This is a genomic window from Actinomadura geliboluensis (assembly GCF_043197915.1).
In the GTDB taxonomy this organism is placed as follows: domain Bacteria; phylum Actinomycetota; class Actinomycetes; order Streptosporangiales; family Streptosporangiaceae; genus Spirillospora; species Spirillospora geliboluensis.
This window is the reverse complement of record NZ_JBICUA010000012.1, coordinates 371,752-397,011: the sequence shown is the minus strand read 5'-3', so window position 1 is coordinate 397,011 and position 25,260 is coordinate 371,752. Positions and strand designations below refer to the sequence as shown.

Annotated in this window: 25 protein-coding genes; 15 read left to right on the top strand and 10 right to left on the bottom strand. The window is 75.9% G+C overall.

The genetic code is table 11. The features are described 5' to 3' along the window. The first annotated feature begins 19 nt into the window (after positions 1-19). The 5 genes from ACGFI1_RS35250 to ACGFI1_RS35230 all read left to right on the top strand — a co-directional run bounded on the left by ACGFI1_RS35250 (position 20) and on the right by ACGFI1_RS35230 (position 3,624). Complete coding sequence (locus ACGFI1_RS35250; RefSeq protein WP_392791621.1) at positions 20-769, top strand: SDR family oxidoreductase; 750 nt, start codon at positions 20-22, stop codon at positions 767-769. A gap of 149 nt (positions 770-918) precedes the next feature. Continuing rightward, positions 919-1,398: a phage holin family protein gene (locus ACGFI1_RS35245; protein ID WP_392791619.1), complete on the top strand. Its 480-nt coding sequence runs from the start codon at positions 919-921 to the stop codon at positions 1,396-1,398. Further along, positions 1,395-1,781 carry a DUF3618 domain-containing protein gene (locus ACGFI1_RS35240; RefSeq protein WP_386865888.1) on the top strand — a complete coding sequence of 129 codons (387 nt, stop codon included), beginning with the start codon at positions 1,395-1,397 and terminating at the stop codon, positions 1,779-1,781. Before ACGFI1_RS35245 ends, ACGFI1_RS35240 begins: the two co-directional genes overlap by 4 nt. A 120-nt stretch (positions 1,782-1,901) precedes the next feature. Then, positions 1,902-2,978 carry a YihY/virulence factor BrkB family protein gene (locus tag ACGFI1_RS35235; RefSeq protein ID WP_392791616.1) on the top strand — a complete coding sequence of 359 codons (1,077 nt, stop codon included), beginning with the start codon at positions 1,902-1,904 and terminating at the stop codon, positions 2,976-2,978. Positions 2,979-3,057: 79 nt separating this feature from the next. Then, complete coding sequence (locus tag ACGFI1_RS35230) at positions 3,058-3,624, top strand: GNAT family N-acetyltransferase (RefSeq protein WP_392734686.1); 567 nt, start codon at positions 3,058-3,060, stop codon at positions 3,622-3,624. 27 nt (positions 3,625-3,651) lie between these two features. On the opposite strand, the gene ACGFI1_RS35225 is transcribed toward ACGFI1_RS35230, so the two are convergent. Then, positions 3,652-4,635, bottom strand: a complete 984-nt coding sequence (locus tag ACGFI1_RS35225) for a helix-turn-helix transcriptional regulator (protein WP_392791613.1) — start codon at positions 4,633-4,635, stop codon at positions 3,652-3,654. A gap of 83 nt (positions 4,636-4,718) precedes the next feature. On the opposite strand from ACGFI1_RS35225, the gene ACGFI1_RS35220 reads away from it, so the two are divergent. Then, positions 4,719-5,522, top strand: coding sequence for an alpha/beta fold hydrolase (locus ACGFI1_RS35220; protein WP_392791612.1), 804 nt, complete (start codon positions 4,719-4,721; stop codon positions 5,520-5,522). Positions 5,523-5,650: 128 nt separating this feature from the next. Beyond that, a complete protein-coding gene (locus ACGFI1_RS35215; protein ID WP_392734679.1) occupies positions 5,651-6,700 on the top strand; it encodes an alpha/beta hydrolase in 1,050 nt (349 codons plus the stop codon). Between the two features lie 121 nt (positions 6,701-6,821). Here the strand turns inward: ACGFI1_RS35215 and ACGFI1_RS35210 are convergent, their stop codons facing one another. The 3 genes from ACGFI1_RS35210 to ACGFI1_RS35200 form a co-directional block, all read right to left on the bottom strand. Further along, the gene (locus ACGFI1_RS35210; protein WP_392791609.1) at positions 6,822-8,681 is read right to left on the bottom strand and encodes a glycoside hydrolase family 3 protein; all 1,860 of its coding nucleotides are present in this window, start codon (positions 8,679-8,681) and stop codon (positions 6,822-6,824) included. Between the two features lie 142 nt (positions 8,682-8,823). After that, complete coding sequence (locus ACGFI1_RS35205) at positions 8,824-10,044, bottom strand: AI-2E family transporter (RefSeq protein ID WP_392791606.1); 1,221 nt, start codon at positions 10,042-10,044, stop codon at positions 8,824-8,826. 118 nt (positions 10,045-10,162) lie between these two features. Further along, positions 10,163-10,534, bottom strand: a complete 372-nt coding sequence (locus ACGFI1_RS35200; RefSeq protein WP_392738410.1) for a YybH family protein — start codon at positions 10,532-10,534, stop codon at positions 10,163-10,165. Positions 10,535-10,730: 196 nt separating this feature from the next. Here ACGFI1_RS35200 and ACGFI1_RS35195 point away from each other — a divergent pair, with 196 nt between their 5' ends. The 3 genes from ACGFI1_RS35195 (at position 10,731) to ACGFI1_RS35185 (ending at position 11,894) form a co-directional block, all read left to right on the top strand. Beyond that, positions 10,731-11,120, top strand: a complete 390-nt coding sequence (locus ACGFI1_RS35195; protein WP_386865906.1) for a VOC family protein — start codon at positions 10,731-10,733, stop codon at positions 11,118-11,120. Further along, positions 11,117-11,290 carry a hypothetical protein gene (locus tag ACGFI1_RS35190; protein WP_392738408.1) on the top strand — a complete coding sequence of 58 codons (174 nt, stop codon included), beginning with the start codon at positions 11,117-11,119 and terminating at the stop codon, positions 11,288-11,290. Before ACGFI1_RS35195 ends, ACGFI1_RS35190 begins: the two co-directional genes overlap by 4 nt. A gap of 163 nt (positions 11,291-11,453) precedes the next feature. Beyond that, positions 11,454-11,894 (top strand): acyl-CoA thioesterase, encoded by a 441-nt coding sequence (locus ACGFI1_RS35185; RefSeq protein WP_392791603.1) that lies wholly within the window; start codon positions 11,454-11,456, stop codon positions 11,892-11,894. A 23-nt stretch (positions 11,895-11,917) separates the two neighbouring features. Here ACGFI1_RS35185 and ACGFI1_RS35180 read toward each other — a convergent pair whose 3' ends face one another. Together ACGFI1_RS35180 and ACGFI1_RS35175 are read right to left on the bottom strand one after the other, a co-directional pair. Next, a complete protein-coding gene (locus tag ACGFI1_RS35180) occupies positions 11,918-13,027 on the bottom strand; it encodes a hypothetical protein (RefSeq protein WP_392791600.1) in 1,110 nt (369 codons plus the stop codon). A 49-nt stretch (positions 13,028-13,076) separates the two neighbouring features. Continuing rightward, positions 13,077-13,838 carry a TetR/AcrR family transcriptional regulator gene (locus tag ACGFI1_RS35175; RefSeq protein ID WP_392791598.1) on the bottom strand — a complete coding sequence of 254 codons (762 nt, stop codon included), beginning with the start codon at positions 13,836-13,838 and terminating at the stop codon, positions 13,077-13,079. A gap of 94 nt (positions 13,839-13,932) precedes the next feature. Here ACGFI1_RS35175 and ACGFI1_RS35170 point away from each other — a divergent pair, with 94 nt between their 5' ends. Further along, the gene (locus tag ACGFI1_RS35170; RefSeq protein ID WP_392791595.1) at positions 13,933-14,880 is read left to right on the top strand and encodes an ATP-binding cassette domain-containing protein; all 948 of its coding nucleotides are present in this window, start codon (positions 13,933-13,935) and stop codon (positions 14,878-14,880) included. A 47-nt stretch (positions 14,881-14,927) separates the two neighbouring features. Further along, on the top strand, positions 14,928-15,767 hold the full coding sequence (locus tag ACGFI1_RS35165) for an ABC transporter permease (RefSeq protein WP_392791593.1): 840 nt from the start codon (positions 14,928-14,930) through the stop codon (positions 15,765-15,767). Positions 15,768-15,799: 32 nt separating this feature from the next. Here ACGFI1_RS35165 and ACGFI1_RS35160 read toward each other — a convergent pair whose 3' ends face one another. Beyond that, complete coding sequence (locus ACGFI1_RS35160; protein ID WP_392791591.1) at positions 15,800-16,822, bottom strand: EamA family transporter; 1,023 nt, start codon at positions 16,820-16,822, stop codon at positions 15,800-15,802. Positions 16,823-16,998: 176 nt separating this feature from the next. On the opposite strand from ACGFI1_RS35160, the gene ACGFI1_RS35155 reads away from it, so the two are divergent. Further along, a complete protein-coding gene (locus ACGFI1_RS35155) occupies positions 16,999-19,827 on the top strand; it encodes a hypothetical protein (RefSeq protein WP_392791588.1) in 2,829 nt (942 codons plus the stop codon). A gap of 106 nt (positions 19,828-19,933) precedes the next feature. Then, positions 19,934-21,088 carry a helix-turn-helix transcriptional regulator gene (locus ACGFI1_RS35150; protein ID WP_392791585.1) on the top strand — a complete coding sequence of 385 codons (1,155 nt, stop codon included), beginning with the start codon at positions 19,934-19,936 and terminating at the stop codon, positions 21,086-21,088. 55 nt (positions 21,089-21,143) lie between these two features. Here ACGFI1_RS35150 and ACGFI1_RS35145 read toward each other — a convergent pair whose 3' ends face one another. From ACGFI1_RS35145 to ACGFI1_RS35135, 3 genes are all read right to left on the bottom strand, one after another. After that, the gene (locus ACGFI1_RS35145) at positions 21,144-21,689 is read right to left on the bottom strand and encodes an ATP-binding protein (protein WP_392791582.1); all 546 of its coding nucleotides are present in this window, start codon (positions 21,687-21,689) and stop codon (positions 21,144-21,146) included. Positions 21,690-22,058: 369 nt separating this feature from the next. Beyond that, positions 22,059-22,259: a DUF3040 domain-containing protein gene (locus tag ACGFI1_RS35140; RefSeq protein ID WP_387067024.1), complete on the bottom strand. Its 201-nt coding sequence runs from the start codon at positions 22,257-22,259 to the stop codon at positions 22,059-22,061. Between the two features lie 57 nt (positions 22,260-22,316). Continuing rightward, on the bottom strand, positions 22,317-23,945 hold the full coding sequence (locus ACGFI1_RS35135) for a glycoside hydrolase family 10 protein (RefSeq protein WP_392791580.1): 1,629 nt from the start codon (positions 23,943-23,945) through the stop codon (positions 22,317-22,319). A gap of 151 nt (positions 23,946-24,096) precedes the next feature. On the opposite strand from ACGFI1_RS35135, the gene ACGFI1_RS35130 reads away from it, so the two are divergent. Continuing rightward, a complete protein-coding gene (locus ACGFI1_RS35130; protein ID WP_392791579.1) occupies positions 24,097-25,257 on the top strand; it encodes an LAGLIDADG family homing endonuclease in 1,161 nt (386 codons plus the stop codon). The last annotated feature ends 3 nt before the right edge of the window (positions 25,258-25,260 follow it).

Sequence of the window (25,260 nt, the reverse complement as noted above, 5' to 3'; positions counted from 1 at the left end):
CGAGCGGCGGGAGTGGCCCATGGGAGCAGGGGTGGCGCTGGTGACCGGCGCCGGATCGGGCATCGGGGCCGCGGTCGCGGCCGGGCTCCTGGACGCCGGGTGGCGGGTGGCCCTCGCCGGCCGCCGCCCCGGCCCCCTGCGGGCCGCCGCCGGCGCGGCCCCCGACGGAGCGGCGCTGGCCGTCCCCGCCGACGTCACCGACCCCGGCGCCGTCCGGGAGCTGTTCGCCGCCGTCGCCGGCCGGTGGGGGCGGCTGGACCTGCTGGTCAACAACGCCGGGGTGTTCGGCGCGTCCGCGCCCGTGGAGGACTACTCCCTCCAGGAGTGGCGCCAGGTCGTCGACACCAACCTCACCGGCGCGTTCCTGTGCGCGCAGCAGGCGTTCCGGATGATGAAGGACCAGGACCCGCAGGGCGGCCGCATCATCAACAACGGGTCGCTGTCGGCGCACACGCCGCGGCCCCGCACCGTCGCCTACGCCGCCAGCAAGCACGCCGTGACCGGCCTCACCAAGGCGCTGTCGCTGGAGGGCCGCCCCCACCGGATCGCGTGCGGGCAGATCGACGTCGGCAACGCCGCCACCGACATGACCGGCGCGTTCGGCACCGGCACCCTGCAGGCGGACGGGTCGGTGAAGGCCGAGCCGGTGATGGACGTCCGCCACGTCGTCGACGCCGTCCTGTACATGGCGGGGCTGCCGCTGGAGGCCAACGTCCAGTTCATGACGGTGCTGGCCACGGCGATGCCGTCCCACGTCGGGCGCGGCTGACCGCCGCCCCGCCGGGGGCGCGCGGCGGCGCGGTCCGGCGCGCCTGTTCACCCTTTGTCGGGAACCGGCCACGTTTAGCCTCCGACAAGGGGGAACGCCACCTTCAAGCGTCGAGACAACGCGGAGGGGGCCTGAAGGCGATGGGCATCGTGCGGCAGACGCATGACGGCGAGGCGGCGGCCGAGGGCATGGGCGCGCACCGCGTGGACCAGGCCCGGGCACCGGAGTTCCAGTCCCGGCGCCCGGAGGCGGGCACCGGCGAGCTGGTGCGGCAGGCCGCGCAGCAGGTCTCGGACCTGACCCGCGCCGAGCTGCGGCTGGCGGCCGCCGAGCTGAAGGCCAAGGCCCGGCACGCCGGCACCGGCGCCGGGATGTTCGGCGGCGCGGCGCTGATGGCGCTGTACGGGTTGGGGGCGCTGCTGACCGCGGCGATCGCCGCGATCGCGCTGGCGCTCCCGGTGTGGGCGGCGGCGCTGATCATGGGCGGGTTCCTGATGCTGGTGGCCGGGGTGCTGGCCCTGATGGGCCGGTCGCAGACCAAGCGCGCAGCGCCGGCCAAGCCGGAGGCGGCGATGGACGGCGCGCGGCAGACCGTGGCCGAACTGAGGGAGAGGGCGACGCACCGATGACGGTTCAGGGCAGGCACGGCGCCGAGGCCGCCACCGAGGAGCTGCGCCAGGAGGTCGACCGTGCGCGCCACGAGCTCGGCGACACCGTCGAGCAGCTGGCCGCCAAGGCGGACGTGAAGGCGCTGGCCCGGGAGAAGGCCGAGTACGCCAGGAGCCGGGCGCGCGACGCCGCGGCGTCGGCGTGGCAGGCGGCCGGCTCGGAGCAGACGATGGCGCGGGCCCGGCAGGGCGGCGCGGTGGTCGCCTCCGCGGGGGCGCTGGCGGTGGCGGCGCTGTGGATCCGCCACCGGCGGACGTCCTCGCGGCGGGTGGGGCCGGTGCGGTTCCGGATCGCCCCCGGGCAGCGCCGCGCGGTGAAGGTGCGGCGCGGCAAGGGCCGCTGACCCCGGGCCGCTGACCCCGGGCCGCTGACCCCGGGCCGCTGACTCCGGGCCGCCGACCCCGCGGGACCGGGCCCCGCCCCCGGGACCGACCCCCTGGAACGATCCGGTGAGAGGACCCGCATGCCTGTCCCTGGCGCGATCGCCGACCCCCCGGCCACCTCGTGGCGGGGGGCGCTGAAGCGGACGTTCGGCGAGTTCAAGCGCGACAACCTCACCGCGTGGGCGGCGGCGCTCACCTACTACTCGATCCTGTCGATCTTCCCGGCGCTGCTGGTGGTGGTGTCGCTGGTCGGGCTGGCCGGCCGGTCCACCACCGACGAGCTGATCAAGAACATCGGGGAGCTGGCGCCGGGCGCGGTGCGGGACCTGCTGGTGAGCTCGGTGCGGCAGCTGCAGGGCAGCAGCGGCGGCGCCGGGGTGATCGCGGTGGTGGCCCTGCTGGGCGCGGTGTGGTCGGCGTCGGGGTACGTCGGCGGGTTCATGCAGGCGTCCAACATCGTCTACGACGTCCCCGAGGGCCGTCCGATCTGGAAGACGCTCCCGGTGCGGATCGGGGTGACGCTGGTGACGCTGGTGCTGCTGTCGGCGTCGGGGATCGCGGTGGTGGTGACCGGGCCGCTGGCGCGCAAGGTCGGCGACGTGATCGGCGCCGGGTCGCAGGCGGTGACGGTGTGGAACATCGCCAAGTGGCCGGTGCTGCTGGTGGTGGTGGCGTTCCTGATCATGCTGCTGTACTGGGCGTCGCCCAACGCCAAGCGCGGTTTCAGGGGGCTGGTGCCCGGCGGGTTGCTGGCGATCGCGGTGTGGCTGGCGGCGTCGGGGCTGTTCGCGGTGTACGTGGCGAACTTCTCCTCCTACAACAAGACCTACGGCAGCCTCGCGGCGGTCATCGTGTTCCTGGTGTGGCTGTGGATCACGAACCTGGCGATCCTGCTGGGCCTGGAGCTGAACGCCGAGTTGGAGCGGGGCCGGGCGATCGCCGCGGGCACTCCGCCGGGCCGGGAGCCGTACGTGCGGTTCCGCGACACCCGCGCCTTCGACGAGGAGGACCGTCGCGAGACCGGCGTGGCCGGAGAGGACGCGGGCCGCGGGGACGCGGCCGAGCGGGAGGGCGGCGCCGCCCCGGAGGAGGGCGGCGGGCCGGGGGCGCAGGGGCCGGGAGCGACGCGCGGCCGTCCCGGCCCGGGGCGTTCCTAGCGGCGTGCCGTGCCCCGCTGCGGGGGGTACCGGGGAATCACGGTCGCATGAGGGCGAAGACGGTGAATAGGATCATGGCATGCTCCGTCCCGCTTACCCGATCGAGACCGAGCGGCTCACCCTGCGGCCGTTCCACGAGGGCGACGCCGAGGGGCTGTACGCCTACCAGTCCCTGCCGGAGGTGGCGCGGTTCCTGTACTGGGAGCCGCGGACGCTGGAGGAGTCGCGGTCGTTCCTGAAGCAGAAGATGGGCGCCTCCACCGTGGAGAAGGAGGGCGACTGGCTCGTCCTGGCGGTGGTGTGGCGCGAGACCGGTGACCTGATCGGCGAGGTCAACCTGCAGTACCGCAGCCGCGAGCACCGGCAGGGCGAGATCGGCTACATCTTCAACCCCGCCTTCCACGGCCGGGGGTTCGCCACCGAGGCCGCCGAGGTCGTGCTGCGGCTGGGGTTCGAGGGCCTGGACCTGCACCGGGTGTGCGGGCGGCTGGACGGCCGCAACGCCGCGTCCGCGCGGGTGCTGGAGCGGCTGGGGATGCGCCGGGAGGCGCACCTGGTGCAGAACGAGATCGTCAAGGGCGAGTGGAGCGACGAGGTCGTGTACGCGATGCTGCGGCACGAGTGGGACGCCCGCACCGCCGGCTGACCTGACGGGTTGTAGCGCGCCCGGCGGTCACCGGTCGGCCTGCTCGGCCAGGGCGCGGGCCAGGTCGCGGACGTGGCCGCGCAGTTCGGCGGGGCGCCGGACGATGAAGGGGAACCCGAGCCCGGCCAGCATCCGGGCCATGCCGTCGAGCCGTTCGGCGCGGGTGGTCAGCACCACTCCCCCGCCCTCGCCGCCGGTGTTGTCGGCCAGGGTCGCGACCGCGGCGGGGACGCGGCGGCGGGCCTCGGCGAGGGTGGTCTGCAGGACGACCTCGACCTCGTGGGCGTAGGGGACGCGGGCCAGTGACCGCAGCACGTCGCGGACGGGGTCGGCGTCGCCGGGCGCCTCGAACAGTTCGGTCCCCGGTTCGGCGGAGGCGATCCGGTCGACGCGGAACGTGCGGGTCTCGCCGCTGCGGTGGTCGTGGCCGGTGACGTACCAGCGCCCGGAGTGCAGCACCAGCCCGTGGGGGTCCAGGTCCCGTTCGGTCTCCTCGCCGCGCCAGGACCGGTACCGCAGCCGGACGCGGCGGTGCTCGCGGGCGGCGGCGGCCAGGGTGAGGACGGCGCCGGTGTCGGGGACCGCACCGGGCGCGGCGCCGGCGGCGCGGTCGGGGCCGGTGAATCCGAGCGTGTCGCGCAGCGCCTGGACCCGGTCGCGCAGCGCGTCGGGCAGGACGCGCTGCACCTTGGCCAGGGCGCTCTCGGCGGCGGGCCCGGGCAGGCCGGTGCGGCGTCCCGCGAGCAGGCCCAGGACGACGGCGACGGCCTCGTCGTCGGTGAGCATCAGCGGCGGCAGCTTGTAGCCGGGCATGAGCCGGTAGCCGCCGTACCGGCCGCGGTCGGCGACGACGGGGACGCCGAGGTCGTCCAGGCGGGCGGCGTAGCGGCGGACGGTGCGCTCGTCCACGCCGAGCCGGCGGGCCAGTTCGGCGCCGCCGAGGCGGTGGCCGGCCTGCAGCAGTTCCAGCATCGCCAGGACGCGGGTCGTCGGGTGGGACGAATGTGGCACGGGTCACTCACTTAATCCGGGCGGGTCCTGTCCGGTATCGACCGTAGCGTGGTGCCGTACCGAACAGGAGAGGACGGCGCGACATGAGCACCGAGACGAGCACCAGCACCGGAACGGCTGGGGCGGCGGAGGAGAAGGCGGGGGCGGGGACGTTCGTCCTGGTCCCCGGGTACTGGCTCGGCGCGTGGGCGTGGGACGAGGTCGCGGCGGTGCTGCGCGCGGCGGGCCACGAGGTGCACGCGGTGACGCCGTCCGGGCAGGCCGAGCGCGCGGGCGGCGACGTCTCCGGCATCGACGTCGACACCCACATCGCCGACATCGAGCGGGTGGTCGAGGACGGCGGGCTGGAGCGGGTCGTGCTGGTCGCGCACAGCGGCGCGAACATGGCGGTGACGGGCGCGGCCGACCGGATGCCGAGCCGGATCGCCCGCGTGGTGTACGTCGACACCGGGCCGATGCCGTCGGGGATGGCCGCGATCGACTTCCACGAGCCGTCCGAGCGGGCGGAACTGGAGCGGGCGGTCGCCGAGGAGGGCGGCGGCCGGGTGATCCCGGTGCCGCCGTTCGACCCGGCCGCCGACCCGGTGAACCTGGCGGGGCTGAGCGCCGCGCGGCTGGCGGAGCTGCGCGAGCGCGCCACCCCGCAGCCGTTCGGGACGGCGACGCAGCCGGCGGCCCGCCCGGACCCGCTGCCGGCGACGCCGCGTACGCTGATCGCCACGACGATCCCCCTGGACGTGGTGCGGCGCCTCGGCGAGGACGGGCATCCGGTGTTCGCGGCGATGACGGGGCCGGGCTGGGAGTACCGGGAGCTGGCGACGGGGCACTGGCCGATGCTGTCGGAGCCGGCGGCGCTGGCGGCGCTGCTGGCCGAAGCGGCCGGATGACTCACTTCTCCACAGCGCCGCGCCCATTTCTTGTAACCCGCACATGTAGATCATTTCGGCGGGTGCGAGGACACTCTCCCGGAGTCGCGCGGCCGCCGGGGGTCGGGCCTGATCCGCGAGGTGAGCAGATGACACCCTCCGTCCGCCGTCGGTCACACCGGGTCCGCTGGCGGCGCTCGCTGGCCTCCGGCGCCATCGGCGCCGTCCTCGTCGCCGGGATCGGCACGGCGGGAACGGTCCCGGCGCAGGCCCGCGCGCTGGCGCTCGCGGGGCCGTCCGCCAAGGCCGACGACGGCGCCCGCATCACCGCGGAGACGAAGGTCGGCACCCGCGAGGTCGACATCACCATCGAGTCGCCCGCGCTGGGCAAGTCGGTGAAGACCCGGATCCTGCTGCCGAAGGACTGGACGCGGGACTCGGCGGCGACGTGGCCGATCCTGTACGCCTTCCACGGCGGGCAGGACAACTACACCTCGTGGACCAAGAACACCGACATCGAGGCGTGGGCGGCCAAGTACAACGTCATCGTGGTGATGCCCGAGGGCGAGAACGGCTCGTACACCGACTGGTACAACTACGGCAAGGGCGGGTCGCCCAAGTGGGAGACCTTCCACACCGCCGAGGTGCGCCAGCTGATGGAGCGCAACTACCACGCGGGCGCGCTGCGCGCGGCGATCGGGAACTCCTCGGGCGGCGCGGGCGCGATGGCGTACGCGGCGCGGCATCCGGGGATGTTCAAGTACGCGGCGTCGCTGAGCGGGATCCTGTCGATGCGCTCGATCGGGATGCCGGCGATGCTGATGTTCACCAACGCCGGCAACGGGCAGGACCCGTTCGCGATCTGGGGCATCCCGTGGGTCGACGACGCCAACTGGGCGGCGCACGACCCGTACTCGCTGGCGGACAAGCTGCGCGGCACCCAGCTGTTCTTCTCGGCGGGGACGACCGGTCGCCCGGGGCCGGGCGACCCGGACGTGGCGCCGTGGGACATCGGGCTGCTGAGCGAGATCGCGGTCGGCGCGAACAACAAGGACTTCCAGAAGCGGCTGGACCAGCTGAAGGTCCCCTACACGGCGCACATCTACGGCGACGGGCGGCACAACTGGCCGGCGTGGGTGCGGGAGTCGCAGTCCATCTGGCCGGCGCTGATGAAGTCGATCGGGGCGCGGCAGGCGTGACGCGCGGCTGAGCACGGGGTTCGGGCCCGGCCCGGTGCGGGGGCGGCGGCGGCTGCCGTCCCCGCACCGGGCCGCCGGTCTTCGCGGCCGGTGCCCGGCACCCGGCGCGGGTGCCGGGGGGTCAGTAGCCCAGGCCGTGCCCGAACGGGTAGAGGACGGTCGCGGGGTCGTCGCGGGCGGGGATGGCGACGGGGAGCCGCCCGCGCGGGACGGTCTCCCCGAACAGCGCCTTGGCGGCCGACCGCAGCGCCTCGGCGGTGTAGGAGTAGGTGGCCAGGTAGGTGGGGGCCTCGGGGAACCAGGCGATGTCGTAGGGGTCGCGGACGGCGATGACGACGACGGGCGTGCCGGTGGCGAGGAGCGCCTTGACGAGGTTCATCTGGCCGGGGCCGTTGTGGCCGGTTTCGTCTTTGGCGTCCCAGGCGCGGTTGGTGACGGCGACGACGAGGTCCTGGCCGCGGGCGTCGGCGGCGGCCTGGTCGATCTGCGCGGGGCCGGGGCTGAGGCCGGTCTGGCGGACGGTGGCGGTGGCGCCGCGGCGGGCGAGTTCGGTGCCGAGCGCGGCGGTGGTGGACACGCCCCATCCGGTGACCAGGACCTTGCGGTCGCCGGGCCGCAGCGGCAGGACGCCGGCGTCGTCGCGGACCAGGGTGGTGGTGCGGTCGGCGGCGCGCTGCGCGGCGGCGAGGTGCGCGGGCGTCCCGACGCGCCGGGCGACCTCGGACTCGTCGGCGTAGGGGTCGCGGAACAGGCCGCGGCGGCGTTTGAGGTCCAGGATGCGGTAGACGGACTCGTCGATGCGCCGCTCGGTGAGCTCGCCGTTCTCGACGGCGGCGACGACGGCGTCGAGCTGGCGGGGGAACACGCCCCGGCCCTGCTCGTCCAGCGGCGGTTTGAGCAGGACGTCGGCGCCGGCCTTGAGCGCGAGGACGGGGATGTTCTCGTCGCCGTACTTGTCGCGGACGCCCTGCATGTCGAGGGCGTCGGTGACGATGACGCCGCGGTAGTGCAGGCGGTCGCGCAGGATGCCGGTGAGGATGGGCCGCGACAGGGTGGCGGGGTCGCCGGAGGGGTCCAGGGACGGCACGACGATGTGCGCGGTCATGATCGCTTCGACGCCGTGCTCGATCGCGGCGCGGAACGGCGGCAGGTCGAGCCGCTCCCATTCGGCGCGGGTGTGGTCGATGTGGGGGACGCCGGTGTGGGAGTCGGTGGTGGTGTCGCCGTGGCCGGGGAAGTGCTTGGCGGTCGCGGTGACGCCCGCGGACCGGTATCCGCCGATCTGCGCGGTGACCATGTCCGACACCAGGGCGGGGTCGGATCCGAAGGACCGGACGCCGATGACGGGGTTGGCGGGGTCGGTGTTCACGTCGGCGTCGGGCGCGTAGTCCTGGTCGATGCCGATGGCGCGCAGTTCGCGGCCGGTGATGGCGGCCAGCGCGCGGGCGTCGCCGGTGCGGCGCCCGGCGGCCAGCGCCATCGCGCCGGGCGACTGGGTGGCGGGCGGCTGGATCCGGGCGACGATGCCGCCCTCCTGGTCGGTGGCGATGGTGGCGGGGATGCCGAGCGGCTGGGCCGCGGCGGCGCGCTGGATGCCGTTGGAGAACGCGGCGACCTGCGCGGGGCCGGTGACGTTCTCGCCGTAGTAGATGAACCCGCCGGGGCGGTACCGGTCGATGACCTGCGCGGCGTTGTCGACCCCGTAGAGGCGGCGGTTGGCGGCGACGGCGGCGGGGTCGGCGGTGGTGGCGCCGGTGCCGTGGACCTGCAGGACGAACAGCTGCGCGGCCTTGTCGCGCAGGGACATGGACCGCAGGATCCGCAGCAGCGCGGGGTCCTTGCCGCCGTGCGGCGCCGCGGCGAGCCCGGCGTCCGCGGCGTGCGCGGCGGCCGGGGCCGCGGCGGCGAGGCCGGTCGCGGCGAGCGTCCCGGCGGTGAGCCCGGCGAGCCACCTGCGGCGGCGCGTGCGGGGACGGTACATGACGGCTCCCTCCCGCCCCCGACCTGCCCGATGATCAAGCTTCTCTCCTGGCACGGTAGACCGGGCGGGCGGCGCCGTCCACGGCAATGCTCGACGATCCGCTCCACGTTCGGGTAAAGGGCGGCGGGGGCGCGGTGCGGGTTCAGTTGCGGCGCAGCCACCGCCACCAGCGCGCCGCGGGGGCGTCCGGCCGGGTGAGGGGGTGGTCCTCGACGTCGTAGCGGCGCACGTAGGCGCCGGCGAACGCCTGGAGGCTGGCGCCGACCGGGATGGCCAGCAGCACTCCGACGGGTCCGGCGACGGCGGCGCCGGCGAGGATGAGGCCGAACGCGACGGCGGGGTGCATGTCCAGGGTGCGGGCGGTGATGCGCGGCTGGAGCAGGTAGTTCTCCAACTGCTGGTAGCCGATGATGAACAGCAGCAGCCACAGCGCGGTCGCCGGGGAGGCGGTGAGCGCGATCAGGATGGGCACGGCGCCGGCGAGGTAGGTGCCGACGGCGGGGATGAACTGCGACACCACGCCGACCCACAGCGCCAGCGTCGCGGCGTAGGGGACGCCGAGCCCGGTCATGGCGGCGTAGTGGGCGATGCCGGAGATGAGGGCGAGCAGCCCCCGGGAGTAGATGTAGCCGCCGGTCTTGTCGATGGCGATCTCCCAGGCGCGCAGGACCGCGCGCTGGCGGTGCGGCGGGAGCAGGGAGCAGACCGTCCGGCGGAACTGGGGGCCTTCGGCGGACAGGTAGAAGGTGAACAGCAGCACGCCGAGGGCGTTGAAGACGACGCCGAACGCGGTGGTGCCGATGCCCCACACGTTCCCGGCGAGGCCGGTGATGTGCCGCGAGAGGGCGTCGGTGACGGTGGGGAGCCGCTGGAACAGGGTCCGCTGCGACAGGTGCGTCCCGAAGGTGGAGTTCACCCAGCCGATGACCTCGTGGACGTAGCCGGGGAACCCGTTGATCAGGTGGGCGGCCTGGGTGGCCAGCAGCGACCCGATGCCGCCGAGGAACCCGGTGAGCAGCACCCCGACGACCACGAACATCGCCGCGGTGGCCAGGCCGCGCCGCCAGCCGCGGCGGGCCAGCCAGTTCACCGCCGGTTCGATCGCGAACGCCAGGAACAGCGAGATCAGCAGGAGCAGCAGCAGTTCCCGCAGCCGCCCCAGCAGCCACAGCCCGGCCATGAACGCCAGCACGATCGCACCGGCCAGCACGAACGCCTTGGGCAGCCACGGCGGCATCCGCTGCGGCCACCGCCCGCCGTCCCGCGCGTCCGCGCCGGGGCCGCCGGGCGGGGCGTCGGGCGGGATGTCGGCGGGCGCGTAGGCCGGCGTGTCGCCGGGCGGCGGGCCGGGCGTCTGCGGCATTCCCGCACGTTAACGGCATCCGGTCGGGCATTGCGGACGTCTCGCCCCGCACCGGGTCGAATCTTTGCCGGGATTTTCAGCTCCGCCCCCGGCCCGGCCCGGGCCCGCGGGCCGGGGGCTAGGGGGTGGTGCCGGGCGGGAGGAACTCGGGCTGGTCCAGGACGCGCAGCCAGCTGCCGTCGGGCTGGCGGCGGGCGACCTGGGCGCGGGCTCCGGCGCCGTCGCGGGGCGGGGTGGAGGTGAGGGCGAGGTCGCCGCTGACCAGGGTGGGCAGGGGCTGCTCGGGTTCGAAGCGGGGGCGGGCCGCCAGGACCTTCTCCCACAGCGCGCGGATCGCGTCGCGGCCGGTGGTCTGGGAGCCGGGCGGGTAGGCGATGACCGCGTCCGGCTCGTAGAGGGCGGCGACGCCGGCGGCGTCTCCGGCGTTGGAGCGTTCGACGAACAGGCGGGTGATGTCCTCGGGCCGCATGGCCTTCTCGTGCGCGGTCACGGTGGTCCTTCGTGGTCGGGTCTGCTTCCGGCTCCCATCGTGGTCGCCGCCGCACCATAAGTCCAAGAGATGGTCGTTCTGGCTTCTAGAAGGACCTGTTATGGGGCTGGGGTGGTGGGGATGTCGAGGCCGGGGGTACGGGTCCGTCCCCTGCGGTGACGCGCCCGGCGGTCGGGCGCGCGGGAAGGGAGCCGTCATGGGACGTCCAGTGGTGCATTTCGAGATCATCGGCAGCGATCCGGCGGGGCTGCGCGGCTACTACGGGCGGCTGTTCGGGTGGCGGTTCCAGGTCGGCGACGCGGCCACAGCGACGGTGTCGCGTCCGGGCGAGTACGGGTTCGCCGGCCCGGAGACCGCGGGGATCGCCGGAGGCGTCGGCGGCGGTGACGGTTTCGCCCCCCGCGTGCTGTTCTATGTGGGCGTGGACGACGTGGAGGCCGCGCTGGCCGAGGCGGAGCGGCTGGGCGGCCGGCGGCTGATGGGCCCGGAGCCGCAGTCGGGCGGGCGGCTCTCGGTCGGGCACTTCGCCGACCCGGAGGGCAACGTGATCGGGGTGGCGGGGCCGCCGCGGGAGGGGACGCGATGAAGTACCTGCCGCTGGTGTACGGCAATCCCGAGAACTGGGAGCATCCGCTGTTCCTGCGCGACCCGCGGTTCCTGGCGCTGCCGGGCGAGGAGCGCGACGCGCCGGCCGCGCAGGCCGAGGAGCTGCTGGCCGCAGATCGCCGTCCTGTACGAGCTGCTGGAGCGGCTTGATGCGAGCCCGGAGGTGACGCTGAACCGCGCGGTCGCGGTGGCGATGGCGCGGGGGCCGCGGGAGGGGCTGGCGCCGCGCGGACCGCCTCCGCCGCTCCGGCTGAGGCCGGCCGGCGGGAGGCTCGGCGGCCGCCGGGCGGCGCGATGGGGCAGGATGCCCGGTATGGGTGAGGTGTTCACGCATCGGCTGCGGGTGCGGTACAGCGAGTGCGATCAGCAGGGCGTGGTGTTCAACGGCCACTACCTCTTCTACTACGACGTGGCGCTGACGGAGATGTGGCGGGAGCTGGTCGGCGACTACGGGGCGATGGTGCACGAGGGCTACGACCTGGTGGTGGCCGAGGCGCGGATCCGGTTCCGGGAGGGCGCGCGGTTCGACGAGCTGCTGGAGGTGTCGATGCCGGTGGCGCATCTGGGGACGACCAGCATGGTCGTGCGCCCGGTGTTCCGGGCGGGCGGGCGGCTCATCGCCGACGGGGAGGTGCGGCACGTGTTCATCGACCCGGCGTCCAAGGGCAAGCGGGAGATGCCGGAGCGGGTGAGGTCGGTCCTGGCGCCGTTCCTGGACGCGACGGGAGAGGCGCCCGGCGACGCCCCGGCCTGACACCCGCCCCGGCCCGGGGGCGGTCAGGCGGCCAGGCGGGTGGTGAGGGCGTCGGCGCGGTGTTCCAGGTCGTCCAGGCGGGCGTGCAGGGCGGCGCGCAGCCAGGGGGCGCCGGCGGCGCAGTGCGCGAGCATCCACGGCAGCGGCCCGGCGAGGTCGTCGCGGCGCGGGCCGTGCGCGGCCGCCGGGGCGCGGCAGAACACCACGGGGACCGCTCCGGGGAACGCGGTCTCCGAGTGGGGGGCGCCGGGGCCGCGGGTGAGGACGGCGACCAGGTCGGGGCCGGCGGCGAGCGCGGCCATCACACCGGCGGCCGGGCCGGCGGCGCCGCCCGCCTCGATGGTCTCCAGCCGGTCGCAGACGCGGGCCAGCGCCGCCCGCAGCGCGGCCTCCTCGGGGCGGGCGCGGCCGTGCGCGGGGGCGTCCAGGACGAGCGCGACGGTCCCGGCGAAGCGCGGGAGCGCGGCAGGCCGGTCGGCGGGGCGGTCGAGGGGCAGCGCCGGCTCCCCCGGCAGGGCCCCGGCCGCCGTCCGGGCGGCGGGGTCGTCGGGGCGGTAGAGGGCCTGGACGCGGGCGGGTGCGGCGGCGGGGTCGGTGAGGAAGCGCAGCAGGCGCCGCCGCAGGTAGTCCGAGCCGGTGTCGCCGGCGGCGATGCGGCGGGCGCAGCCGCGGGCGGCGGCGGCGCCGAGGGCGTGCTCGAAGCAGTCGCGCAGGGCGGCGCGGCGCGCGGCGATGAGCGCGTCGGCGCCGGGGTGCTCCAGGACGAACCGGAGCGCGGCGCGGGTGGTGTGCTTGTGGTTGGCGCGCAGCCGCCGCAGCGCGAGCAGGACGGTGACGACGTGCGCGGGCGGCAGCCCGAGGCACAGGATCCGGGCGGCGCGGGCCTGCACGGCGCGGGCGCCGTCGCCGAGCCCGGCCTGGGACGCGGCGAGGACCTGCAGCAGCACGCGGGCGCGCTGCCAGGGCGCCGCGCCGGGCGCGAGGCCGAGCAGCGCGTAGCGTTCGGCGTCGCGGGCGTGGGCGGCGCGGTGCAGTTCCGCGTCGTCCCAGCGCAGGGCGGCCCCTGGGGGCAGGGTGAGGGGTGCGCCGTGGCGGCGCAGGTGGGCGAGGAGTGTGGGGGTGTCCATGGTCATCGGCCTCCGCAACCATGGAGTCTAGGAACGATCTCGAGTGCCCCGGCACTCATTTTCCGGCGGCGGCCCCCTCGCCGGAGGCGCCGCCCGCTGCGCCGTCCTCTGCGCCGCCCGTGGCGTCCTCGGCGGGGTCCCCGGTGGCGCCGCCGGGTTCGGGCGGTGCGGCGGCGTAGCCGCCGAGGCCCTTTTCGAGGAGGTCGAAGGCGCGGGCGGCGGCGGCGTAGACGTCGTCGCGCATCTCGTCGAGGGTCTCCCCCGCGCTCCTGCGGTCGGCGATCTGCTCGACCAGGACGGTCTGCACGGCGAAGATCATCGCGGCGGCGGCGTGGGGGGCGATGTCGTCGGGGCCGGCGCCGGTGTCCTCGGCGATGCGGGCGGCGAGGCGGTCCTTGGCGCGGCGGCCGATCTCGCGCTGGCGGGCGCGGAGGGCGGGGCTGGCTCGGACGGTGCGGAGCCAGTCCTGCGATCCGTCGTGCAGGCCGGTGCGGTGGCCGCGGGCGTCCAGGTCCTCGAAGAACCGGCGGCGGAACAGCGCGGCGGCGCTCTCGCCGGGCCGGCGGGCGAGGAAGTCGCGGGCGGCGGACTCGATCGCCTCGTCCTGCCGGTCGAAGAACAGGTCCTCCTTGGTGCGGAAGTAGTTGAAGACGGTGTTGACCGACACGTCGGCGGCGCGGGCGACGTCGGCGATGGTGACCTCGTCGAAGCCGCGCGCCAGGAACAGCCCGGTGGCGATGTCGGAGATGCGGCGCCGCGTCTGGCGCTTCTTGCGTTCCCGCAGCCCCGGTTCGGGCCCGGTGAGCTCCTCACCCATGCGAGGAATATACCTTCGTTGGGGTCACTGAAAATTTGGAGTCACTGCAAAATTGTGGTTACGCTACCGGCGTCGTCCCAGAGGAGGATTCATCGTGATCGAGGCGCGCGGGCTGGCCCGCACCTTCACCGGCGGGCACGGGACCGTCGAGGCCGTCCGCGGCGTGGACCTGTCGGTCGGGCCCGGCGAGATCGTCGGGTTCCTCGGCCCCAACGGCGCCGGGAAGACCACCACGCTGCGGATGCTGACGACGCTGCTGGCGCCGACGGCCGGGACCGCGACCGTCGCCGGCCGCGACCTGCGCCGCGACCCGGCGGGCGTGCGGCGCCGCATCGGCTACGTCGCGCAGGGCGGCGGCACCGACCCCGCCGTCCCCGCCGCCGAGGAACTGGACCTGCAGGCCCGCCTGTACGGCGTCCCCGACCGCGCCGCGCGGATCGCCGGGCTGTGCGACCGCCTGGACCTGGCGGACCTGCGGGCGCGGCCGGCGGGGTCGCTGTCGGGCGGGCAGCGCCGCCGCCTGGACATCGCGCTCGGGCTGGTGCACCGCCCGCCGCTGCTGTTCCTGGACGAGCCCACCACCGGCCTGGACCCCAAGAGCCGCGGCGACCTGTGGGACCACGTCCGCGCCCTGCGCGACGGCGACGGCACCACGGTGTTCCTGAGCACCCACTACCTGGACGAGGCCGACGCGCTGTGCGACCGGATCCTGATCATCGACCGGGGCCGCATCGTCGCCGAGGGCGCGCCCGCCGACCTCAAGCGCCGCGTCGCCGGCGACGTCGTCACCCTGGAGCCCGCCGCCGCGTCCGGCTGCGAAGCGGTCCGCGCGGCGCTGGCGGCGCATCCGGGCGTCCGCGAGGCCGCCGTCGCCGGCGGCCGGGTGCGGCTCACCGTGGAGGACGGCGAGAAGGCGCTGATGCCGCTGATCCGCGCGCTGGACGGCGCCGGGGTGGAGCTGGCGTCGCTGAGCCTGGCCCGCCCCACCCTCGACGACGTGTTCCGCGCCGTCACCGGCCGCGCGCTGCGCGACGCCGCCTGACCCCCGTCCCCTCTCCCCCGTTCTCCATCCGAGCAAGGAGTCCTGCCATGCCGCTGTCATCGCCCGAATCGGCCCCGCCCGCGCCGCCCGCCGCACCGCCGGCGGCGGGGCCGGGCGCATCGTTCGCGCGGGTCGTGTCCGACACCCGGCTGATCTTCCTGCGGTACCTGCGGCAGACGCTGCGCAGCAAGGTCGCGGTGGTGTTCGGCGCGGTGCAGCCGCTGCTGTACCTGGTGCTGTTCGGGCCGCTGCTGTCGGATCTGGCGGACGTGCGCGGGTTCGGCGGCGGCGACGCCTGGCAGGTGTTCGTGCCGGGGATCCTGGTCCAGCTGGCGCTGTTCGGCGCCGGGTTCGTCGGGTTCGGGCTGCTGGCGGAGATGCGGTCGGGGGTGGTGGAGCGGCTGCGGGTCACCCCGGTCAGCCGCACCGCGCTGCTGCTGGGCCGCGTCCTGCGCGACACCGCCGTCATCGCGGTGCAGGGGGTGCTGCTGGTCGCGGCGGGGCTGGCGCTGGGGCTGCGCGCCCCGGCCGGCGGGATCGCCGCGGGCCTGGCGTTCGCGGTGGCGCTCGCGGTCGGCGTCGCGTCCCTGTCGTACGTGCTGGCTATGCGGACCCGCTCCGAGGACGCGTTCGCGCCGCTGCTGTCGGCGGTGACGCTGCCGCTGATGCTGCTGTCGGGGATCCTGCTGCCGATGGGCCTGGCGCCGGGCTGGCTGGACGCGGTGTCGCGGTTCACCCCGTTCCGGTACGTGGTGGACGGGACCCGGGCGGCGTTCCTCGGCGACTACGCCAGCACGGCGGTCGCGGAGGGGGCGCTGGTCACGGCGGTGCTGCTGGCGGTGTCGGTGGCGCTGGGCGTCCGCCGGTTCCGCGCCGAGAACCCCTGACCCCGGGGGCCCGGCGCCGGCTGGCGCCGGGGTCAGCCGTCGAGGACGGGCGCCCCGACGGCGCGGCCGGGGCGGGGGTCCCCGGCCGGCGGGGGCCGGTCGCCGGGGCGGGCGGGCGCGGCGCGCTGGGCGAGGTAGGCGCCGGTCAGCACGATCGCGCCGCCGGCGAGCTGCGGCCCGGTGAGGCGCTCGCCGAGCACGGCCCAGGCGATGAGCGCGGCGGCGACGGCCTCGGTGTAGCAGATCGCGGCGCCGACCTGCGCCGACAGCCGCTGCAGCCCCGCGACGCCGGTCAGGTAGGCCAGCACGGTGCTGACCAGCGCGATCCAGGCGACCAGGGTCCAGCCGGGCGCGGTGTGCCCGGCGACGGGGACCGGCGCGGCCAGCACGTCCCACGGCAGCGCCCACGGCGCGGCGAGCACGCCGAGCGCGGCCGCGGCGACGACGCTGCCGGCGGAGGTGATGACCAGCGGGTCCACGCTCCCGGTGAGCCGGTCGACGATGAGGAAGTAGCAGGCCTGGCAGGCGGCGGCGCCGAGCCCGGCGGCCAGCCCGACCGGGTCCAGCGACAGGCCCGTCCACACCTGCACGACCAGCGCGAGGCCGGCCATCGCGACCGCGACGCCGGCGGCGGCCGTGCGCTGCACCGGGACGCGGCGCACCAGTCGCAGCCACCCGAGCACGATCAGGGGGCCGCTGAACTCCAGCAGGATCGCCACCCCGACCGGCAGCCGCGACGCCGCCACGAAGTAGCAGGCCTGGCACCCGGCGACGCCGGTCAGCCCGTACAGGACCAGGACCCGCAGGTGGGGCCGCAGGTTCCGCAGCGCCGCGCGGCGCAGCAGCGCGGCGAGCGGGACCAGCACCAGCGCGGCGGCCGCGATCCGCAGCCACACCGCCTGCAGCGGGCCGAGCCCGGCCTCGATGAGGGCCTTGCCGAACGGCCCGGACGCGCCGAAGCACACCGACGACAGCAGCGCCAGCCCGAGCCCCGCCGCCCGGGTCCGCGCCGCGCCGCCGCCCGCCCCCGTGCCCGACCCCGCGCCCACCGCCATGCGCGCCGCCCTCTCCGCCGCCCCGCTGGAATCCGCTCGAATCCGCCCGCACGCGCCCGCATCCGGCGGGCTAAGCAGCATCCTGCCAGAACAGTCCTTACATGCCGAGGGGAGGATACCGGCCCGTAATTCCCGCGATGCCGGACGGTCCGCACCGGGCGACTACTATTCGCCGGATGAGCTGGCAGGCGGCCGGGGCGGGGCCCGGCGGAACCGGAGGCGGCCCGAGCGGCGACCTGTTCGCCTCGGTCGAGGGCAACGTGCGCGAACTGGTGGCCTCCCCGTGGTGGCAGACCGCCCAGCCCGCCGACCGCGCGGCCCAGGTCGCCGCGCGGATGCTGTGGGGCGCCGGCGAGTGGTGGCTGTACGGGGCGTGGGGCCGCTGGTACCGGTGCGGCCTGGACGGCAGCTGGCACCCCTGCCCGCCGCCGGCGGCGTTCGAGGACCGCCGCGTCGCGGTGCCCGCGCCGCAGGGCGCCGGGACCCCGCCGGTCCCGCCGCAGCTGTTCCCCACCGGCCCCGACCTCGCGGCGGGCCGGGTGGCCTCGCCGGGGTTCCTCGGGCCGGTGCCCGACACCGCCGTGGTGGCGCGGATCTCCCAGGCCCTGACCACCGCGCTGGCGGTGAACCCGCAGCAGTTCGCCCACCGCGACCCGATGTTCCAGCCGGGCACCCCCAGTACGGTCGCCGCCGCGTGGGGGGCGCTGCTGTGGTGCGCGGGGTCGCCGGTCGCGCTGACCGAGCACCCGCTGATCGAGTCGTTCATCCCGTTCCTGACCACCTCCGCCGACCGGCTGCACTGGATGATGCCGCCCGACTTCGCCACCCTGGCCGGCTACTACATCCACCGGCTCGGCGCCGGCGACGGCGGCGGCGCCGCCCATGTCGCCCGCGTGATGTACGAGGTCGCCGCGGGCCTGCAGGCCGATCCGCGGTTCCGGCCGGGCGCCGACGCGCTGGCCGCGGTGACGGCGGCGTCGCTGCGGATGGTCGGGCAGGACATGGCGACCGTCCGGTACGGGCCCGACGCCGTCCTGCAGGAGTGGCGGCGCCGCTGCCCCGCCGAGTACGCCACCCCGATGCTGCGCGACACCGCGCCCGGGGAGTACCTGCGGCTGGCCCTGTACGACCTGCAGCAGATCGTCGCGGGGCTGACCGGGCCGCGCCCGTCGGCGCCGGGCCGCGGCCACGACGAGGTCCGCCGCGCGGGCATCGCGGTGCTGGCCGCCGACCTGCAGGCGGCGCCGGGCGCGCTGCCGGCGCTGCAGCGGTGGCTGGACCCCGACAGCGTCCGCACGCTGCAGTCCGTGCTGTCGGATCCGGCCAGCCCGCTGCGGGAGCTGTGGCCGCGCGAGGGGCGGCTGCCCGAGGCGCTGCGCGGCGACGACGCCGACGCCCTGGCCGCGCTGCTGGCCACCACCTACACCCTCGGGCTGACGTGGTGCCGGCTGGCGCAGGTCGCGCCGCCGGCGACGGGGTTCGCGGTGCCGCAGGCGGTCGCGGCGGAGCTGACGTCCCCGGCGATGCACACCCCGCCGTCCACCGACGAGCTGTCGGCGTGGGACATCATCAAGGCCGCCCGCGCCCACATGGCCGCCGAGCGCGCCGGGGCGGGCGCCGACCAGCCGGTCGCGCCGGTGCCCGAGCCGCCGCAGGACCCGCCGGGCCCGCCGCCCGCGGTGGCGCCCGCCCCTCCCCCGGCCGCCCCCGAGCCGCCCCCCGCGCCCGCGCCGGAGGCGGCCTCGCCGCCGCAGCCGGTGGATCCGTTCGCGGCGGACGCGCCGCCGCCGCGGATCGCGCCGCCGCCACCGCCCGTCCCCGAACCGGCGCCGGAGCGAACGCCGGATCCGGTGCCGCCGCCGCGGGCGGCGGAGCCGACGACCGCCGACGCGGCGGGGGACGCGGCGGCCGCCCGGCCGCCCGCGCAGGTGCAGTACCCGCCGCCCGCGCCGGACCCGGTGTGGGCGTCGGAGCCGCAGCGCACGCAGCTGGACACCGACGCGTTCAAGACCCAGCTCGACCCGGGCCCGGCGTGGCCGGGCGCCGCCGCACCGCCCCCACCGCCCTCACCGCCGCAGCCCGTCCCGCAGCCCGGCCCGGCTGCCGGTCCGGCGGTGGGCCCGGTGCCCGAGCCGGCCCGGCCGGCGGACCTGCCTCCGCCGCCCGCTCCGGTGCCCGAGCCGCCGCCTCCGCCGCCGGCCGCGCCGGACCCCGAACCGCAGCCGCAGGTCGCCGAGGCGTACGGGATCCGGTTCCTGTGCGGCGCCGACGACATCGAGCGCGTCGTCACCGAGGTGCGGCGGCGCGGCAAGTGGGCGCGGCGGCTGCGCGGCCAGGAGGTGTCGAGCGCGTCGGCGCCGGCGCTGCTGCTGATCGGCGCGCCCTCCAGCGGGCAGCGGCGGCTGGCCCGGATGGCGGCGCGCGCGCTGGCGGAGGTCGAGGCGTCCAGCGGCGAGGTCCACTCCGTGCACGCCGAGGACCTGCGCGAGCACGGCCCCGACGGGCTGCGCGCCGCGCTGGAGGACCACGCGGGCCACGTGCTGCTGCTGGACGGCCTGGACGGCCTGATCCTGGACGAGGGCGACGGCGCGGCGTACGCGTCCGTGCTGTACCGGGCGCGGCTGGAGGGCGTCAACGACACCGCGCTGCTGGGCACGTGCGAGCCGGACCGGGTCGGGGAGCTGTCGGCGGCGGCGCCGGAGCTGACCGCGGACCTGCGGGCGGTGCGGCTGCCGGACCTGTCGGCGCCGCCCGCGCGGGCGGCGCTGGTGGGGCTGCTGGCCGAGGAGCGCAGCCTGCGGCTGGGCGCGGACGCGTGGGCGGTGGTGAACCGGGAGGTGGGGGCGCTGCGGCCGCGCGGGCGGCTGACCGGCGCCCGGCTGGTGGAGGCCTACCTGGACCGGGCCGCGACGCGGCATCTGGGCAGCGCGGAGGCGACGCAGGCGATCGGCAGCGCGCTGTCGCTGACGGCGGCCGACTTCGCGGGCCTGGCGGCGGAGCTGTAGGGCCCCCGGCCCGCCGGGGCCTGGCGGCCCGGTTGGCCCCGCGGGGTAAGGGTTTTGGGTCCCCGCGGGGCGGTGGATTGTCGGTGCCGCGGGTCACGATGGGGGCGTGGATCGCGTTGACCGGCTGCTGGCGCTCGTCGCCGAGCTGCGCGCGGCCGCGCCGGAGCCGCTGGACCCGGCGGTCCTGGCGGCGCGGCTGGAGGTGAGCGAGCGGACCGTCCGCCGCGATCTGGAGCTGCTGGCGCACGGCGGGCTGCCGGTGCGGGCGGGCCGGGGCCGCGGCTACGCGCTGCCGGCGGCGCCGGAGCCGGCGCCGCTGGGCGAGGCGGGGTCGCTGACGGGCCCGGTGCGGGGCACGCTCGCCGAGGCGGTCCGCACCCGCCGGGTGGTGCGGCTGGCCTACACGGGCCGGTCGGGGGCGCGCAGTTTCCGCGACGTGGAGGCGCACGGCCTGGTCATCGCCCCCTACGGGGAGTACCTGGTGGGGTGGTGCCGGATGCGGGACGGGCCGCGGATGTTCCGGCTGGACAGGATCGGCGCGGCGTTCCTGTCGGGGCGCGGCGCGCAGGTCCGCGACCTGGACGGGCTGCTGGCGGCGCTGCGGGTGCCGGTGCCGCGTCCGGCGGAGGCGGCGGGCGCGGGGCCGCGGGGCCCGGCGGACCCGGCGCGTGCGCGGGCGTGGACGCTGGACCGGCTGGAGCATGTGCGGTCGCGGCTGCGGGACGCGGCGGCCGAGGTCCGCGGCCCGGTGCGCGGCCTTGGGAGCGGCCCGGCGCGCGGGGCGGGTGCGGCGGAGCTGCGCGCGGCGCTGGGGCATCTGGCGGAGTGGAGCCGGTGGCAGGCGGCGGCGATCCGGTCGGCGGCGACGGGCGAGGAGCCGGTCCTGGCGGGCCGCCGCCCCGACTTCCCGCCGGTGTTCGGCCGCGACCTGCCCTACGAGGCGCGGGAGCGGATGATCCAGGACGCGATGGCGCCGCGGTCGCTGGGCGAGCTGGTGCGCGATCTGGAGGAGGTGCTGGCGTCGGTGGGGCACTGGGCGGCGGGCTGCGACGACGCGCTGTGGGTGGGCGAGCTGCCCGATCCGCGGCCGTTCGGGCCGCCGGGGCCGCCGCGTCCGCTGGCGGATCTGCTGGCGGGGTGGCGCGGGCCGCTGGCGCACATCGAGTGGCATCTGGACCGCCTCACCGACGAGCCGCCGCCCCCGCCGGCGGGCGGTGAGGAGGAGGCGTGGGTCGTGGACCGCTGCCCCTTGCAGGCGTGATCCCGGCCGTCCCGTCCGGCGGGCTCGTCCGGCGGGCTCGGTGAGGGGCGGCGGGTCAGGGAGCGGCGGTGCCCTGCGCGGCGGTCGGCGGGGCGGGGGCGGTGCGGCGGGTGAACCAGACGGTCTTGCCGGGCGGGCGGGGCCGGGCGCCGTGGTCGGTGGCGAGGGCGGCGACCAGGAGCAGGCCGCGGCCGGCCTCGGCCCAGTCCAGGACGGGGGGCGGCGCGCCGGGGGCGGCGGGCGCGGCGGGGTCGGCGTCGCTGACCTCGGCGGTGAGCAGTGCGCCGGCCGGGCCGCCGTCCGAGTCGCCAGCGGGGGCGCTGTCCAGGCGGAGGGCGAGGCGGACGGGGCCGGCGCCGTGCACGACGGCGTTGGTGACGAGTTCGTCGACCATGAGGACGATGTCGGCGGTGTCGTCGGGGTCGGTGACGTGCCAGCCGCGCAGGGTGCGCGCGGTGAGGTCGCGGGCGCGGGCGGCGGCGCGGGGCTGGGCGGGCAGGTCCCAGGCGGCCGCCGCGCGACCCGCGCCGGTGCCGGGGGTGTCCTGGTCGGTGCCGGGCGGTGCGGCGGCTGCGGGCCGTGCGGTCCCCGTGGTGGTCATGGCGGTGTCCCCCGTTTGGTGCGGCTTGCGCGGTGTTGCGCGGTCATAGTCAGGGACGCGTCCGCGCGCGGGGCGGTGCACGGGCGCAGACAACCCTCACTCCGGGGTGAGGTGGACGCCGCGCGGGGGGTGGCGGTGGCGGAGGCACGGGCCGGGAGCCGTTACAGTGGAGGGGTCGGTGTGGCATGTGTCCCCCGGGCTCTACCTGATGCCTTCGGGGAATACCGCCGGTCCCATGCGGTCCGGGCTGGAGCTTCGTTGTGCCTTTCGCCGTGAGGCGACCTCCACACCGGCTTGAACGCCGAGGCCCCGGCGAGATGATCTCGCCGGGGCCTCGGCGTTCGTGTGTGCGCGGGGTGGGGGCGGGTGTTACAGGACGGCGGCGGCGATGCCGGCGCCGACCGCGGCGAGGACGATGATGACGGCGGCGGCGGCGAGGACGATGGTGCGGGTCCGCCGGCCTCGGGGGGTGCCGTGGCGGGCGAGGCGCTGGGCCAGCCGCGGGTCGTCCTCGCTCAGGCGGACCTCGATCTGGGTGAGGATCCGCTGCTCCTCCATCGACAGCGCCATGCTTCAAACCTCCGGGGGGTGGTCAGGTGACTGGTTCCTCCCCAGAGATCATGATCATTATCCCTTCGCGGCGGTGGCCGTTGCGCCGCGTCCGGGGGCGCTTTCGCGGTGGAGGCGGTCCAGCGCGGTGACGTAGTAGGTGTAGGCGCGGCCGGGTTCGGCGCCCGGGTCGACGATGCCGCCGCCGCGGACGGCGGCGATGAGGGTGCGGGGGTCGACGGGGGCGCAGCCGGGGCGGTTGCCCTCGACCCGGTAGACGGCGTAGGAGGCGGCGCCGTCGGCGGGCTGCCAGGTGACGCGGACGCCCTTGCGGTCGGGGGCGGCGGCGGTGCCGCGGACGGGCGGCGGCGCGGCCGCGGTGTCCTTGCCGCCGCCGTCCGCGCCGGTCTTGCCGCCGCTGTCGCCGGTGCCGGTGCGGGCGGGGGGCGGGATGGCGGGGCGGGCGTAGTGGTCGTCGCGCAGCCGGGCGGCGAACCCGCGGCGGTTGGCGGCGATGTCGGAGGCGCTGAAGAACACGTCGCCGCGGACCTGCGGGTACTTGGCGTTCAGGGTGAGGTGGCGCGACAGTTCGGCGGGGTTCTTCCAGGCGCTGTCGGCGCCGACGCGGTAGGCGGCCTGCCCGATGGTCAGCTGCACGCCGGTGCCCTCGACCTGCTCGGCCCACCAGGCGACGAGGTCGGCGTAGTCGGCGCGGGGGTCGCCGATCGGCCAGTACAGCTGCGGGGTGATGTAGTCGATCCACCCCTTCTTGATCCATTTGCGGGTGTCGGCGTAGATGTCGTCATAGCTCTGCAGGGCGCGGGTGGGGGATCCGGCGGGGTCGCTGCTCTTGTTGCGCCAGACGCCGAAGGGGCTGATGCCGAACCGCACCCAGGGCTTGGCGTCGTGGATCTGGCGGGAGAGGGACTCCACGAGCGTGTCGACGTTGCGGCGGCGCCAGTCGGCGCGCTTCTCGCCCTTGCCGTACGCCTTGTAGGAGGCGTCGTCGGGGAAGTCGCGGCCGGCCTCGGGGTAGGGGTAGAAGTAGTCGTCGAAGTGGACGGCGTCGACGTCGTACTTGCGGACGACGTCCATGACGGCCTTGGCGGCCAGGTCGCGGACCTGCGGCAGGCCCGGGTCGTACCACAGCCCGGTCCCGTACTTGCGGACCCAGTCGGGGTGCTGCCGGGCGGGGCTGTCGGGGTGCAGCTTGCCGACGTCGTCCTGCCGCGACACCCGGTAGGGGTTGAACCAGGCGTGGAACTCCAGGTTGCGGGCGTGGGCCTCCTTGAGCATGAACGCCAGGACGTCGTAGCCGGGGTCCTTGCCCTGCGTGCCGGTGATCCACTGCGACCAGGGCTCGTAGGGGGAGTCGTAGAAGGCGTCGGAGTTCGGGCGGATCTGCACGAACACCGCGTTCATGTTCATCGCGGCGGCGGTGTCGAGGAGCTCGGTGTACTGCTTCTTCTGCGCGGCGGCGGAGCCGCCGGCGTCCTTGGGCCAGTCGATGCCGCCGACGGTGGCGATCCACATGCCGCGCAGCTGCCGGTGCGCGGAGTCGCCGGGCGCGGCGACGCGGGGGCACTCGGCCGCGGCGCCGGGCGGGGGCACCGAGCCGCGCCCGCCGGTCTCGCGGTCGCCGAAGGCGGGGATGCCGCAGGCGGCGAGCGCGCCCGCCGACACTCCCGCCGCGATCGCCGCCGTCACTGCCCGGATCCTGGTTCGCCATGCCATAGCGGCCCATTGTTACGCACCCGTTGCGATGCTCGGGCCGGAACCGCGATGTCCGTGTCCTACCCAACCGTCCCGTTTCGCCGTCCGCGCGTTGCGATCTTCGAACACATGTTTCATGCTCTCTGTGACCGATCGACTCGCCGGCGTGTTCGAGGAGGCGTGGATGTGGGAGCACGATCCGGGGCAGAGCGAAAGCGGCCGAGCGCCGGCCGCAGCGGATCGGGGGCACGGTGCGGACACGCCGATCCTCATGGCGGACGGCCGGACGAAGCCCCTGCGCGCCGTACGCCCTTCCGACCGGGTCTACGGCTCCCGGCTCGAAGGACGCTATCGCCGGTACGTCATCACGGGCGTCCTCGAGCGGAGGGAGCGGCCCGGCGTCGCTGTGCGGGTGACACTGCAGGATGGGACCCGACTCACGGTCGGGCGGGACCAGCGCCTGCTCAGCGACCGCGGCTGGAAGCACCCCACAGGGGCCGAGCAGGGCAGCCGGAGACGACCGCATCTGACGCTCAACAACAGCCTGCTGGGGGTGGGCGCCTTCTCGCCGCCTCCCCGGCGGTGCGCCGGGTACCGCATGGGCTACCTTTGCGGAATGATTCGCGGCGATGGCCAGATCGGCCATTATCCGCAGGGCAGGCCGGAAAAACCGTATGCCGTCATGCACCGATTTCGCCTGGCATTAGCCGATGTCGAGGCCCTGGACAGGGCACGCCGCTATCTCGCCGGATTCGGCGTCAACACACATGAGTTCGTATTCGCCGAAGCCGCCGGTCCCCGTAGTCGGATGATGGCCATCCGCGCGCAGAGCGCCGGCGCCGTCGCTCGAGTCGAGGAACTGATCCGCTGGCCGGCGAGGACGCCCGGACAGGGGTGGAGGAAGGGATTCCTGGCCGGAATATTCGACGCCGAAGGATCGTGCAGCGGAGGAATAACCAGGATCTCCAACTCGGACGCGGAGATCCTGGCCGTGATCAACGACTGCCTCCGGCATTTCGGCTTCCGCGCCGTGAACGAAGATCCGCGCACTCACGCCAACCTGCCGGTGACCGTGGTCCGGCTTCAGGGCGGCCTGCGGGAGCGGCTGAGATTCTTTCACCTCATCGATCCGGCGATCTCCCGGAAGACGTCCATCGAGGGAACGGCGCTCAAGAGCGACGCCCCACTCGGCATCGCATCCATCACGCCCTTGCCGGGCGCGGTCCCGCTGTACGAGGTCGTGACCGGCACAGGGGAACTGGTCGTCGACGGCGTCATCTCCGAAAGCCGTCCGCCGACAGGATGAGCG